Source organism: Streptomyces sp. NPDC006384 (genome assembly GCF_042870695.1).
In the GTDB taxonomy this organism is placed as follows: domain Bacteria; phylum Actinomycetota; class Actinomycetes; order Streptomycetales; family Streptomycetaceae; genus Streptomyces.
Map to the genome: position 1 here is coordinate 290,558 of NZ_JBIAHR010000005.1, position 13,824 is coordinate 304,381.

The window sequence follows — 13,824 nt, forward strand, 5'->3', positions numbered from 1 at the left end:
TCCGGCGGCAGAACGCCGGGCCCGCCCGCCCTCATGCCGTCGCCCCGGTCACCTCACCAGCCACGCCGTCGTGTCCGGCCCCAGGCGGCCCTCCTCCAGCGGCACGCTGGTCAGCACCGTCTCGCCCGCCGGCAGGTCGACCGGCCGGTCCGACAGGTTGGTCACGCAGCGCCAGCCGTCCGAGCGGTCGAACTGCAGCACCCCGGGCGGCACGTCGTCCGCCCAGGTCAGCGACTCGCCGTCGAGCAGTTTGCGGCGCAGGCGCAGGGCCGTGCGGTACAGCTCCAGGGTCGAGCCCTCCACCCCGTCCTGGGCCTGGACGGAGTACTCCGCGAAGCGCGGCGGCTGCGGCAGCCAGGCCGCGCCCGCACCGAAGCCGTACGACGGTCCGCTCGTCGTCCACGGCAGCGGGACCCGGCATCCGTCGCGGCCCTTGCGGACGTGTCCGGTCTGCTCCCAGATGGGGTCCTGGAGGACCTCGGTGGGCAGGTCGGCCACCTCGGGCAGGCCCAGCTCCTCGCCCTGGTAGACGTAGGCCGAGCCGGGCAGCGCCAGCATCAGCAGCGTCGCCGCGCGGGCCCGGCGCAGGCCGGCCCGCTCGTCGATCGCCGGGGCCCGGCCGCCGGACAGCAGCCAGGCGTCCGGGTCGGTGCCGGGCGGCAGGACCAGCCGGGAGGCGTGGCGGACCACGTCGTGGTTGGAGAGCACCCAGGTCGCGGAGGCACCGGCGGCGTGGGCGTCGGCGAGCGAGCCGGCGATGATCTCGCGCAGCTCGTCCGCGTCCCAGCGGCCCTGGAGGTACTCGAAGTTGAAGGCCTGGCCCAGCTCGTCCGGGCGGGCGTACAGCGCGCGCCGGGCGCCCGGGACCCAGGCCTCGGCCACCGCCATGCGGGGCGGGGAGTAGGCGTCGAGGATCTTGCGCCAGTCGCGGTAGATCTCGTGGACGTCGTCGCGGTCGTAGAAGGGGTGGGTGCCGGGGGCGAACGCGGCGAGCGCGGTCTCGCTGCTCAGTTCGGGGGCGCCGAGGTCGCGCAGCGGTTCGGTGAGGTCCTTGGCCAGGGCGTGGGCCACGTCGACGCGGAAGCCGTCGACGCCGCGGTCGCACCAGAACTTCAGCGTGGTGCGGAAGTCGGCGCGGACCTGCTCGTTCTCCCAGTTCAGGTCGGGCTGCTGGGGCGCGAACAGGTGCAGGTACCACTGTCCGTCGGGCACCCGCTGCCAGGCGCTGCCGCCGAAGACGGACTGCCAGTCGGTGGGCGGGAGTTCGCCGTGCTCGCCGCGGCCGTCCCGGAAGACGTACCGGTCGCGGGCGGCCGAGCCGGGGCCGGCCTCCAGGGCCTCGCGGAACCAGGCGTGCCGGTGCGAGGTGTGGTTGGGGACCAGGTCGACGATCACCTTCAGGCCGAGGCGGTGGGCCTCGGCGGCCAGGGCGTCGAAGTCGTCCAGGGTGCCCAGGCGCGGGTCGACGTCGCGGTAGTCGTCGACGTCGTAGCCTCCGTCGGCCAGTTCGGAGGGGTAGAACGGGCTGAGCCACAGGGCGTCGACGCCCAGGGCGGCCAGGTGGGTCAGACGCTGGGTGATGCCGCGCAGGTCACCGAGCCCGTCGCCGTCGGCGTCGGCGAAGCTGCGGGGGTAGATCTGGTAGATGACGGCCTGCCGCCACCAGTTGGGGTCCTTGGACGACAGGTCGGGCGTGCTGGTGGTGCTGCGTACGGTCACGCGGTCTCCTTCGCGATGCGTGCGGGCGACACGAATAGATCTGTCCACATCACCCGAAAAGTGAACCCGCGGGGCGCTGGACGCGCCGGTGACCGGGTTCCGTTCCGTCCGTCACCCGCACCCGTCACCCCTCACCCGCCGTCTCTCCCCCTCACCCGTCGCCGCCGAAGCGGCGGCGGTGGGCGAGGACGTCGCGGGCCGCGGCGTGGGCGGTGCGGTCCCGGGCGAAGGCGTCGGCGCGCAGGCGGGCCAGGGCCTCGTCGGCGCCGACCCCCAGCTGGGCCATGATCATGCCGACGGCCCGGTGGACCTCGTCGTGGTCGCCCGCCAGCCCGCTCAGCCAGGACTCCTCGCCGCCCCCGGTGCCGTACTCCTCGTCGCGCGGCAGCGCCGTCAGGGCCGCAGTCATCGCGCCGGCCAGCAGCCGGGCCGTGTCCAGCTGGTCCCGGGTGAGCCCGCCGGGGGTGTCGCGGTAGAGGTCGAGGGTGCCGACGGAGACTCCGTCGTCGCCCAGCGGCACCGCGTAGACGGCCCGTACGCCGACGGCCGTCGCCTGCTGGGCGAAGACGGGCCAGCGGCACGCGTCGGCGCCGGAGCGCAGGTCGCGGACGAGCACCGGCGTGCCCGTCTCGGCCGCGTGGACGCAGGGCCCGTCGCCCAGGGTGGCCTGGATCTCCGCCAGGCAGGAGGCCCGGTCGCCGCTGGCGCACAGCCGGACCGGGTGGCCGTCGCCACCGCGCAGCGACGCGCTCGCGCCGGTCACCGGCAGCAGTCCGACCGCGATCGCGCACAGCCGCGCCGGCACCTGTGCGGGAGGGGTGCCCCGCACCCCGTCGGCGATCGCCCCGGCGGCGCCCCCGCCGTCCGGGGGCCACCGGGATCCGTCGCTGGGCCGCACGTCCACCGCCTCCTTCGCTCACGCGGCCGGACGCCCGACTACCCGCGCCCGACCGGCGAAAACCCGGCGGCACGGCCGGGCAGGGGCCCGGGTCAGCTCTGGGTCTGCAGGCGGCTCAGTTCCCGCCGCACGTGGTCCAGCGCGCCCTCGCGCCGGCCGGGGACCCGGCCGCGCAGCACGGCGAGCGCGGCGCCCAGTTCGCGGGCGGGCGCGGTGTCGCGGATCCGGCCCCACTGGTGGTGGGCCCGGTCCACGGCGGCCTCCACGGCCGGCGTCCCCGGTTCCTGGCCGGCGCGCAGCCGGTTCTCGGCCACCGTCAGCCAGGCGCGGCAGCTGCGCACCGGGTCCCCGGCGAACATCGCCAGGTCGGCCCGGACCTCCGCCCAGTGCAGCGCGTCCTCGGAGGCGGGCCCGTGGGTGAGGGCCGCGGCCCGCTCGTGGCGCTCGGCGAGCGCGTCGGCGTCCGCGTGCCGTCCCGACCGCACGGCCGCGGCGATGACGGCGTGCGGGTCGCCGGCCACCGGTCCGGGCGCCGTCAGCACCAGGTCCGCGCCGCCGCACCCGCCCTCGGCCGCGCAGCGGGCCAGCGCCTGCTCGTGCAGCCGGTCCGGCGGCGGCCGGTGCCCGCTGCGCAGGATCGTCGCGACCGCGCGCAGGTACGCCGGGGCGGCCACCGTACGCCGCGGGGGCGGCGGTGCGATGCGGCCGTGGACGGCGTTGTTGCGCCCCGAGTCCAGCGGGCGCGTCCGCAGCCACTCCCAGGTCTCCCGGTCGGCGTGCAGGTCCAGCAGCAGCGTCGTCGCGCCGCTCGGCCGCAGCCGCAGTTCCTCGCGGATCCAGTGCCAGGGCAGGGCGGTGTAGCGGACCGTGGAGGGGGTCGTACGGGCGAGCGCCAGGTGGGGCAGGCGCTGGCGCCGGTCCAGCTGGAGCTGCCCGGCGACGTACACGGTCAGCGGGCCGGGGGCCGCCGCGGCCGCGCGCAGCCGGGTGAGGACGGTCTGCGGGTCCAGCGGGTCGGCGAGTTCGACGACGTTCGCGGTGTCGGTGCCGGCCAGCACGGCGGGCGGCACGGCCGCGAGGACGGGGAGCACGGAGGCGGCGTCCACCAGGCGTCCCCGGCCCGCGGGCGACGCCGCGAGCAGCAGCACGGTTCCGGGCATGTCCCCTCCCCCTGTCGATCACGTACGGCAGCACGTTAACCGCTGCGACCGCGCGGCGGGGCCGCTCGGCCGTTCAGCCGCCGTACCGCGAACACCATGGTGTCGTCGGCCAGCCGTCCCCCGCAGTGGCGCAGCGTGCCGTCCCGCACGAGGGCCACGAGCCGTCGCGGCGCGGTGTTGCGCGGGTCGGCGGCGACGGCGCGGGCCACCTCCTCGCCGTGCTTGTAGAAACACCCCTCGGCGTCGCGGGCCTCGGTCACCCCGTCGGTGACCAGCAGCAGCGTCTCGTCCCGGGCGAGGGCCAGCCGGCTCACCGGGGCCGGCGGCCCGGGGACGAGTTCGGCCATGCCCAGCGGCAGCCCGCCGGCCGCCGGCAGCTCCCGTACGCCGCCCGGCCCGACCGCCAGCGGCGGCTCGTGGCCGAGGACCACGGCGTCCACGGCGTCGGGCAGGTCGTCGGAGAAGCCGATCAGCACGGCGGTGGCGAAGCGGTCGCCGCTGGACCGGCCGAGAGCGGCCGTGTGCTCGCGGTGGCGCACCATGCGGGTCTCCAGGCGCTCGGCGACCGTCGAGAGGTCCGTCTCGTGGTAGCCGGCCTCCCGGAACGTGCTGAGCAGCGCGGCCGCGGTCTCCACCGCGCCCAGGCCCTTTCCCTGGACGTCGCCGATGAGGACACGGGTGCCGTGCGGGCCGGGCTGGATGTCGTAGAAGTCGCCGCCCACGCGGGCCTCGGTGTCCGCGGGGAGGTAGACGGCGGCGTGGTCGAGGCCGCCGAAGCCCTCCGGGAGCGGGCGCAGCACGGTGCGGCGGGTGGTGTCGGCGGCGTCCTGCACGTGCAGCATGTGCCGCTCGCCGGCGACCCGGACCGCGGCGGCGACCACGGCGATGAGCCCGCCGACGACGACGAGGATCAGTCCCGGGGTGTCGGTCCGGTCCTGGTGCTGCCAGGTGGTGTCGGCCAGGACGAAGACGGCGACCGCGAGCGCCGCGAACACCGCAGTCCCCCACACCCCGCAGATCGAGGCCGCGATGCCGGGCACGAGCACGGTCCAGGAGATGATCTGGAACGCGCCGGTCAGGTTGTCGCCCGCGACGATGCCGGCGAGCAGCAGCAGCGGGACCAGCCAGGCGACGCTCCGGCCGTGCACGCTCAGCAGCTCGCGCCGGGAGACGGCGTCCCCCTGGCCCGCGGCCCGCAGGAGCCGGCGGAACAGCCGCCACCGGCCGCGCACCGGCCCTTCCGCACGCCCCGTACCGCGAGCCCTCACGGGCCCCAGCGAAGCACGGGCCCCCGCCGCCCGCATCCCGGCCCGTCCTGATTTGCCACCCGCTCCTCCCCGGTGTGCCCTGGTAGTCGGGGGCGAGGAGAGAGGAGTGCTCTCATGGCTCACGCGGTATCCACGCGGGGCACGTCCGGCCGGTCGACGGCGACGTGCCCGCCCACGACACCCGACGTCTTCGGCCCGCGCGTCCACCTGGTGGCGAGGTGGGCGGTGCCCGTCCTGGCCGGGCTGGTCTACGGCTACTGGGCCGCGGCCAACCGGCGCCACGGCGGCCCCGTCACCGGCTGGAACCTGCTGTTCGGCTTCATGACCGCGCTCGCGTTCGTCGTCCTGTTCGCCGTGGTCCGGGCGGTGGCGGCGCGGCTGCCGCGCGAGGGGCGCGCGGTGCTGTGGGGAGCGTTCGCCGGCAGCGCGCTGGGTTTCCTGTACGCGCAGAGCGGCGTCGCCATGTTCACCTGCATCCTGGTGTCGCTGATCCTGGCGGCCGCGGTGACCGCCGCGATGTTCTACCGCTCCTACACGTGCGAGGACGCCGAGGGGAACCGCATCACCTGAGGAGGCCGGTGCCGAGGCCGGGGCGTCCTCCGGCGCCGGCGGGGCGCGACGGGTGAGTCGGGTGAGTCGGGTGAGCCCGGCAGAGCCATATGCAGGCATCCCGCTCGCCCGCCGCGCCCGCCGGTCCTTGTCTGGAACGCGTGTCCCCACCACGTCCGCGGAGCGCCCTGTCGGCCGTCCTGACCGTCCTCGCCTGCCTGCTCGCACCGTGCGGCACGCTGGCCGTCTGGGCGGTGCACGGGCCGGCCGACACCAGCCGGTACGTGGCCGCCATGGCGCCGCTCGCCGCCGATCCGGACGTACGGGAGGCGGTCGCGGACGCGGTCGGCGACGAGGTCATGAACGAGGTGGGCGCCGGACCGCTGCGCTCGGCCGTACGCCCCTACGTGCGGGAGGCGGCCCGCTCCTTCACCCGCACCGCGGCCTACCGCGCGGGCTGGGAGGAGGCCAACCGGTCCGTCCACGACGCCGTGCTGCGCGCCCTGCGCGACGAGGGTGCCGCGGGCCGCCCGGTCACCGTCGACCTGGCCCCCGTCGTCGCCCGGATCCGCTCCCGCCTCGTCAGCGACAACGTGCCGCTGGCGCGGCGCATCCCGGTACGGGACACCCGGGTCACCGTGCTCTCCGCCCGCGAGGCGGACCGGCTCAGGGAGGGCTACCACGTGCTCGACGTCGCCGCCTTCTGGCTGCCGCTCGCGGCCGTCGTCTTCGCCGTCGCCGGGATCGCCGTCGCCGTCCGCCGCCGGCGCGCGCTCGTGGCCACCGGCATCGGCACGGCCCTCGGCGGTGCGCTGCTCGCCCTCGCCGTCCTCGCCGGCCGCCGGCTCACCCTCGCCGGGCTGCCCGGCGCGGTGGACGACCCGGCCGCCGGTGCCGTCTACGACGCCCTCACCGCGACCCTGCGCACGGCCTCCTGGCTGCTGGTCGGGCTCGGCGCGACGGTCGCGGCCGCCACCTGGCTCACCCGCCGCCACGGCCCCCTGCCCCGCCGCCGCCGGCCGCCCGCCGGGGCCGCCGCCGGCACCGTGGACACCGCCGACACCGCGGACGCGTAGCCGGAGGGCAACTTTCCGTACGCGGCGGGCGTTCCCGGAGGGGGATCCAGGCATCGCACCGCGAGCGGAAGGCCGGGACGTGGAGACCGACACGGTGATCGGCGGACGGACGGACGCGCACCGCCGGCCGGGGGCCCGCCGGGACGGGCGGCGGCTCCGGCGGCGGTTCGGGGCCTGGTGCGCCGGGCTGCTGTTCGCCGGGACCGGCGCGGTCGTCGGCTGCCGGGCGGCCGACGTCGACGGGGTCACGCCGGTGCCGCAGCTGCTCGCCTTCCTGCCCTGGCTGCTGGTGCCGACGGGAGCCGGGCTGCTGCTGACGCTGCTCGCCCGGTGGTGGGCCGGTGCGGTGTGGGGGGTGGCGCTGCTCGGGCTGCTGGCCTGGTTCACCGAGCCGTACGGCAAGGAGAGCGAGCCGTCCGGGCCGCCCGTCGCCGAGCTGCGCGTGCTGACGTCGAACGTCGAGTTCGGCCGGGGCACCGGCGCGCTGATCGACGCGGTGCGCCGCGAGAAACCCGACCTCCTGTTCGTGCAGGAGTGCGAGTACGCCTGTGACGCGGCCCTGCGGCGGGAACTCGGCGCCGGCTATCCCCACCGGGCGGCCGTCGAGGGCGGCGGCTCCGAGGGGTCGGTCATCCTCAGCCGCTTCCCGCTCACCCCCACGCCCGGCGTCCCCGGCACGATGGGCATGCCGGGCGCGGTCGCCGACGTGCGCGGCCACGCCGTACGCCTCCAGCTCGCCCACCCCATGCCGCCGCTGCCGGACCAGGTCGGGCTGTGGCGCGCCGAACTGGGCCGGCTGCGCGACGCCGCCGGCGAGGACGACGGCACCCCCACCGTCCTCGCCGGCGACTTCAACGCCTCCCAGGACCACGCCGTCTTCCGGCGCATCCTCGACACGGGGCTGTACGACGCGGCCCGCCTGGCGGGGGCCGCCCGTACGGCCACCTGGCCGGCCCGGACCGCCCCGGCGTTCGGCGTGCAGATCGACCACGTGCTGGTGTCGGAGGAGTTCGCCGCGCGCCGCGCACGCTTCCTCGACCTCGCCGACACCGATCACCGCGCGCTGGTCGTCGACCTCACGCTGCACGCGGGCGGCTGATCCCCGGGGGGGTGTTCGGGTGGCACCCCCCCGGGGCTTCCGGGGCTCCCGGAGGTCCCGAGGGTCCCGGGGCGCCTCAGACGCCGATGTCGCGGCCGTCCTCGCGCCACACCGCGACGACCGCCGGGCGCACGATCCTGCCGGGACCGTCGGGCCAGGAGCTGGCCGGCCGGTCCACCGAGGCGCCGTCGACCTCGCCCGGGTGCTGGACGGCGACCAGCACGCGCCGGTCCTGGATGATCGGGCCGCAGGTCTCCGCGCCGATCGGCACGGTCAGGAACTGCTTCAGCTCACCGCGCCGGTCCCCCTTGGTCGCCACGCCGAAGAGACCGTCGTGGGTGCCGAGCGCGTTGCCGTCGGTGGACAGCCACAGGTTGCCGTGGGGGTCGAAGGCCACGTTGTCCGGGCAGGAGATGGGGCTGACCCGGTCCTTCGGGAAGCCCGCGAAGTAGGTCGCCGGGTCCTCCGGGTCACCGGCGACGAGGAACAGCGACCAGGCGAAGCTGGTGGCGTCGGCCCGGTTCCAGCGCTCGGTCAGCTCCAGGACGTGGCCGTGCTTGTTGCTCCGGCGCGGGTTGGCCTCGTCGGGGCCGGCGTAACCGGTCTTGCCGCGGTTGGAGTTGTTGGTGAGGGCGACGTACACCTTGCCGGTCTGCGGGGACGGCTCGATGTCCTCGGGGCGGTCCATCTTGGTCGCGCCGACCTTGTCGCCGGCGAGGCGCGTGAAGACGCAGACCTCCTCGGCCGTCATGCCCTCGACGTGCGAGACGGCGCCCTCGGAGGTGGCGGTGACCAGCGGGATCCAGCGGCCGCTGCCGTCGAACTCGCCGTCGCGCGGCAGCTTGCCGGTGCCGTCGATGTCCTCGGCCGGGGAGTCGCCGCTGAGCTTGGCGACGTACAGGGTGCCCTCGTCGAGCAGCGACAGGTTGTGCTCGCGCGCCCAGCGGCTGTTGCCGTGCCGCATCCGCTTGCTGCCGACGAACTTGTAGAAGTAGTCGAAGCGCTCGTCGTCGCCGGTGTAGACGACCGGGCGCCCGTCGGAGGTCAGCCGCACGGTCGCCGCCTCGTGCTTGAAGCGGCCGAGCAGGGTGTGCTTGCGGGGCGTGGAGTCGGGGTCGTACGGGTCGAGCTCGACGACGTACCCGAAGCGGTGCACCTCGTTGGGCTCCTGGGCGACGTCGAAGCGCTTGTCGAACCGCTCCCACTTGCGCTCGGTCGCGCCGGTGCCCAGGCCGTAGCGCTTGTCGGTGGCGCGGCTGCCGTGGGCGAAGTACTGGTTGAAGTTCTCCTCGCCGTGCAGCGTGGTGCCCCACGGGGTGGTGCCGCCGGAGCAGTTGTTGAGGGTGCCGAGCACCTTGCGGCCGGTGCGGTCGGCGGAGGTCCTCACCAGGTCGGAGCCGGCGGCCGGGCCGGTCAGCCGGAACTCGGTGGTGGCGGTGACGCGCCGGTTGAGGTGGTGCCGGGGGACGGGCTTCAGCCTGCCGCTCCTGCGGTCCTCCTCCACGACGACGACGGACAGGCCGTGCGCGGCCCACGCGATCTCGACCTGCTCGCGGGTCGGGTTCTCGGGGTCGTAGCCCCGGAACATCAGCACCTCGTCGCTGTACTCGTGGTTGGCGACCAGGAGCTGGCGGCCGCGCTCACCGCGCAGGGGCAGCAGCGCGAGGAAGTCGTTGTTGTACCCGAACTGTCCGGCCTGCGCCTTCGCGGTCTGGTTCTCCGGGTCGAAGGCGGGCGCCCCGCGCAGGATCGGCTCGCCCCACCGGATGACGACGTCCTGCCGGTACCCCTCCGGTACGACGACGGCGTCCTCGGTGTTGGGGGGCACCGCCGTGAACCGCAGCCCGCGGGCGCCCTGCGGTTTCCCGTGGTGCCCGTGGCCCCCGCCGTGGCCCTTTCCGGCCGCCGGCGCGGCCTGCGCGGAGGGCGCGCCCGCCACGCCCACGGCGCCGGCACCCGCGGCGGCGACGGTGACGACGGCCGCGGCGCGCATCATGGAGCGGCGGCTGAGCGCGCCGGCGATGACGTCGCCGACGTACTCGTTGGAGCTGGTGTTGGGCACCTCGTGGAAGCAGGCGTCACCACACCGGAAACGGCAGGTCATGGCGGACCGGCCACCCGGATGCGATCCGGACGGCGTTCCGATCAACGGCAGCAGCTTGCGCACTTTTCGTTCTCCCCTGGGATGCCCTGTGATGCCCTTGGTGTCAGCGCGACCGTAGGTGCACATACGTGCGGGAGGCGGGCGTCGGAATGAACGCCGGGTGAACCCGTGGCAGCCGACCGGGAATCACCGGCGGCCGGATCCCGCCCTTGACGCGCCAGGGGTACAACGACCAAACCCTGCACAAGATCACAATGCGGGGCCGTTAACCTTACGTGTCCGTCCTGGCCAGGGATTGACGGGCACCAACTCACGTGAAGGGTTGCGCACATGGGCATTCTCACTCTCCTGCGGAACGCGTTCGGCCGGTCACGCAAAGCACAGGCCGCCCAGGAGGCGGAGGGTGCGGCGCAGGAGACGGCGGCCCCCGCCGCCACTCCGGAGCCGAAGCTCCCGACCCAGCCCACCGCGTCCGCGGCTCCGGCCCAGCCTTCCGCGCCCGCGGAACCGGCCCGGTCCGCCGCACCCGCGGAACCGACGGAGCCCGCCGCGTCCGCCGCGCCCGCGGAGGCCGCGGAGCCCACCGCACCTACCGCGCCCACGGAGGCCACGGAACCCACCGCCTCCGGAGCCTCCGAGCCTCTCGGGACCTCTGCGGAACCCACAGCGCCCGCCGCGCCCACCGCGTCCGCAGAGCCCGCGGAGCCCGCCGCGTCCACGGAGGCCACCAGCCCCGCCGAACCCCTGGAGCAGCCGGAGCAGCCGGAGAAGCCGGAGCGACCGGAGCGACCGGAGCCCGCCCAGGTCCCCGAGCCCCGCACCGAGGCGCCGGCCGAGGAGCACGAACTCGTCAGGGCGGCCTTCGCCAACATCACGGTCCCCAAACCGACCCGTTCCCCGGACGAGGCACCCCCGGCCCCCGAGCCGGAGGCCACCACCCCGGAACCCGCAGCCGCCGACGGCGAGCCCGCCCCGCAGGGGCCACCCGCACCCGACGACGAAAGCGCCACGGATGGTGCGGGCGGGAACACGAAGGCCGAAGGCGAAGCCGAGGCCCGCAAACCGGCGATCCCAGCGGCGCGCCTCCGCTCCCGCGCCCCCGGCCTCTCCACCGCCTACAAGGCCGCCGGCGCCGTCCTCAGGAAGCACGGCCTCACCGGCACCCGCGCCCGGGTCCACCTCGTCCTCGACCGCTCGGCGTCCATGCGTCCGTACTACAAGGACGGCTCCGCCCAGGCCCTCGCCGAGCAGACCCTCGCCCTCGCCGCCCACCTCGACCCCGAGGCCACGGTCCACGTCACCTTCTTCTCCACGGAGGTGGACGGCACCGGCGAGCTGACCCTCACCGACCACGAGAACAGGATCGACGAGCTGCACGGCACCCTCGGCCGCATGGGCCGTACCAGCTACCACGCCGCCGTCGAGGCCGTACTCGCCCGGCACGAGAAGGAAGCCGAGCCGGGCACCCCCGCCCTGGTCGTCTTCCAGACCGACGGCGCCCCCGACGCCAAGACCCCGGCCACCCAGGCCCTCACCGGCGCGGCGGCGGACCACCCGGAGGTGCACTTCTCCTTCGTCGCCTTCGGCGACCCGGAGAACAAGGCCTTCGACTACCTCCGCAAGCTCAAGACACCCAACACCTCCCACTTCCTCGCCGGCGAGACCCCGAAGGAGCTCACCGACAAGGAGCTCTACGAGGGCATCCTGTCCACCTGGCGCCCGTAACCGGCCCTCCCCTCGGAACGCCCCTTCGGGGGGTGGCCCGGGAGCAGCACCGGAATCTCCCGGTCCGCCCCCGGTCCACCCCCCGAAACGCGTGTGAGCCGATCCCCACCGGACCAGTAGGATTTCGCCCATGGCGGCCACTGGAACCGAGAAGCAGGGGACGAAGGCGTTCTACGTCTCGACCCCCATCTACTACGTCAACGACGCTCCTCACCTGGGCCACGCCTATACGACCGTCGCAGGCGACGTGCTCACCCGCTGGCACCGCCAGCGTGGCGAGAAGGTGTGGTACCTCACCGGCACGGACGAGCACGGTCAGAAGATCATGCGCACCGCGGAGGCGAACGGCGTCAGCCCGCAGCAGTGGGCCGACAAGCTCGTCGACGAGGCCTGGAAGCCCCTCTGGGAACACCTCGACATCGCGAACGACGACTTCATCCGCACCACGCAGAAGCGGCACACCGACCGCGTCCAGGAGTTCGTGCAGGACCTGTACGACAAGGGCGAGATCTACAAGGGCGGCTACGAGGGCCCGTACTGCGTGGGCTGCGAGGAGTACAAGCTCCCCGGCGAGCTGCTCGACGGCGAGGGCGAGTACGCGGGCCAGAAGCTGTGCCCGATCCACAAGAAGCCGGTGGAGATCCTCAGCGAGGAGAACTACTTCTTCAAGCTGAGCGAGTACAGCGAGAAGCTGCTCGCCCACTACGAGGCGAACCCGGGCTTCATCCAGCCCGAGTCCGCGCGCAACGAGGTCGTGAACTTCGTCCGCCAGGGCCTGCAGGACCTCTCCATCTCCCGCTCGACCTTCGACTGGGGCGTGCCGGTCCCCTGGGACGACAAGCACGTCATCTACGTGTGGATCGACGCCCTGCTGAACTACGCCACGGCGGTCGGCTACAACGAGAACCCGGAGAAGTTCGGGGACACCTTCCCGGCCGACGTCCACCTGGTCGGCAAGGACATCCTCCGCTTCCACGCGATCATCTGGCCGGCGATGCTGATGGCGCAGGGCCTGCCCCTGCCCGGGAAGATCGCCGCGAACGGCTGGCTGATGGTCGGCGGCGAGAAGATGTCGAAGTCCAACCTGACCGGCATCAAGCCGCAGGACCTGACCTCGCACTTCGGCGTGGACGCGTACCGCTGGTACTTCCTGCGCGCGATCGCGTTCGGCCAGGACGGCTCGTTCTCCTGGGAGGACTTCTCCGCCCGCTACACCAGCGAGCTGGCCAACGACTACGGCAACCTCGCCTCCCGCGTGGCCGCCATGGTCAACAAGTACTTCGGCGGCGAGCTGCCGGCCTCGGCGGCCGACGGCGAGGCGGAGCAGGCCATCCACGACGGCCTGGCCAAGGCGGTCGCGGAGGCCGACCGGAAGATCGGCGAGGAGCTGGACTTCCAGGGCGGCATCCTGGCGGTCTTCGACTTCGTCAAGCAGGTCAACGGCTACATCACCGAGCAGGAGCCCTGGAAGGTCGCCAAGGACGACTCACCGGAGGGCAGGGCCCGCCTGGCGACGATCCTCTACACGGCCGCGGAGTCCCTCCGCGCGGTGGCGGTCCTGCTGAACCCGGTCATGCCGGACACGTCCCAGAAGCTCTGGGACTCCCTCGGCGCCGAAGCCTCCCTGGGCGCACTCGCGGAGCAGAGGGTCCAGGAGGCGGCGGACTGGGGCCGGCTGCCGGCCGGTTCGACGATCACCAAGGGCGCGGTGCTCTTCCCGCGTCTCGAGGAGAAGCCGACCGCGTAACGCGCTCGCTACAGGACGGGGCCCGGGAGGGGGTGCGCCTTCTCCCGGGCCCCGCGCTTTGCGAAGATCGAACCCACAGCAAGCACTATGTGGGGGGATCATCCATGGGACTGTTCGGCAACGCGCACAGCATCGACCCGGCCCAGGCGCAGCAGGAGTACGCCCGTCTGCTCGGCCACGGAGAGCAGGTGCACGCCGCCTACCTGCTGATCCGCGACACCATCCTCTTCACCGACCGGCGTCTGATCCTGGTCGACAAGCAGGGCATCACCGGCAAGAAGACCGAGTACCACTCCGTCCCGTACCGCAGCATCACCCACTTCTCCGTCGAGACGGCCGGCACCTTCGACCTCGACGCCGAACTGAAGATCTGGCTCTCCGGCTCCCAGACGCCCATCCAGAAGACCTTCACCAAGGGCGTCGACATCTACGAGGTCCAGGCCATCCTGACCCAGTTCGTGGCGCGCTAGGACTTCCGC

Annotated in this window: 11 protein-coding genes; 6 read left to right on the plus strand and 5 right to left on the minus strand. The window is 74.2% G+C overall.

Features of this window, described 5'->3' with window-relative positions:
• Positions 1-48: 48 nt before the first annotated feature.
• The 4 genes from ACFYOJ_RS08935 to ACFYOJ_RS08950 form a co-directional block, all read right to left on the minus strand.
• Positions 49-1,719 carry an alpha-amylase family glycosyl hydrolase gene (locus ACFYOJ_RS08935; RefSeq protein WP_356557541.1) on the minus strand — a complete coding sequence of 557 codons (1,671 nt, stop codon included), beginning with the start codon at positions 1,717-1,719 and terminating at the stop codon, positions 49-51.
• Positions 1,720-1,870: 151 nt separating this feature from the next.
• Positions 1,871-2,617: a GAF and ANTAR domain-containing protein gene (locus ACFYOJ_RS08940; protein ID WP_356557540.1), complete on the minus strand. Its 747-nt coding sequence runs from the start codon at positions 2,615-2,617 to the stop codon at positions 1,871-1,873.
• Between the two features lie 92 nt (positions 2,618-2,709).
• Positions 2,710-3,777: a hypothetical protein gene (locus ACFYOJ_RS08945; protein ID WP_356557539.1), complete on the minus strand. Its 1,068-nt coding sequence runs from the start codon at positions 3,775-3,777 to the stop codon at positions 2,710-2,712.
• 35 nt (positions 3,778-3,812) lie between these two features.
• Positions 3,813-5,009, minus strand: coding sequence for a PP2C family protein-serine/threonine phosphatase (locus tag ACFYOJ_RS08950; protein WP_356557538.1), 1,197 nt, complete (start codon positions 5,007-5,009; stop codon positions 3,813-3,815).
• 150 nt (positions 5,010-5,159) lie between these two features.
• Here ACFYOJ_RS08950 and ACFYOJ_RS08955 point away from each other — a divergent pair, with 150 nt between their 5' ends.
• The 3 genes from ACFYOJ_RS08955 to ACFYOJ_RS08965 all read left to right on the plus strand — a co-directional run bounded on the left by ACFYOJ_RS08955 (position 5,160) and on the right by ACFYOJ_RS08965 (position 7,769).
• Entirely contained in the window at positions 5,160-5,615 is a 456-nt protein-coding gene (locus ACFYOJ_RS08955; protein WP_356557537.1) for a hypothetical protein, read from the plus strand.
• A gap of 140 nt (positions 5,616-5,755) precedes the next feature.
• The gene (locus tag ACFYOJ_RS08960; protein WP_356557536.1) at positions 5,756-6,670 is read left to right on the plus strand and encodes a hypothetical protein; all 915 of its coding nucleotides are present in this window, start codon (positions 5,756-5,758) and stop codon (positions 6,668-6,670) included.
• 79 nt (positions 6,671-6,749) lie between these two features.
• The gene (locus tag ACFYOJ_RS08965; protein ID WP_388596404.1) at positions 6,750-7,769 is read left to right on the plus strand and encodes an endonuclease/exonuclease/phosphatase family protein; all 1,020 of its coding nucleotides are present in this window, start codon (positions 6,750-6,752) and stop codon (positions 7,767-7,769) included.
• Between the two features lie 76 nt (positions 7,770-7,845).
• Here ACFYOJ_RS08965 and ACFYOJ_RS08970 read toward each other — a convergent pair whose 3' ends face one another.
• Positions 7,846-9,936, minus strand: coding sequence for a PhoX family protein (locus tag ACFYOJ_RS08970; RefSeq protein ID WP_356557535.1), 2,091 nt, complete (start codon positions 9,934-9,936; stop codon positions 7,846-7,848).
• Between the two features lie 267 nt (positions 9,937-10,203).
• Here ACFYOJ_RS08970 and ACFYOJ_RS08975 point away from each other — a divergent pair, with 267 nt between their 5' ends.
• The 3 genes from ACFYOJ_RS08975 to ACFYOJ_RS08985 all read left to right on the plus strand — a co-directional run bounded on the left by ACFYOJ_RS08975 (position 10,204) and on the right by ACFYOJ_RS08985 (position 13,815).
• Positions 10,204-11,598: a VWA domain-containing protein gene (locus ACFYOJ_RS08975; RefSeq protein ID WP_356557534.1), complete on the plus strand. Its 1,395-nt coding sequence runs from the start codon at positions 10,204-10,206 to the stop codon at positions 11,596-11,598.
• Between the two features lie 130 nt (positions 11,599-11,728).
• Positions 11,729-13,345 (plus strand): methionine--tRNA ligase, encoded by a 1,617-nt coding sequence (gene metG, locus ACFYOJ_RS08980; RefSeq protein WP_356557533.1) that lies wholly within the window; start codon positions 11,729-11,731, stop codon positions 13,343-13,345.
• A gap of 104 nt (positions 13,346-13,449) precedes the next feature.
• A complete protein-coding gene (locus ACFYOJ_RS08985) occupies positions 13,450-13,815 on the plus strand; it encodes a PH domain-containing protein (RefSeq protein WP_356557532.1) in 366 nt (121 codons plus the stop codon).
• Positions 13,816-13,824: the final 9 nt, after the last annotated feature.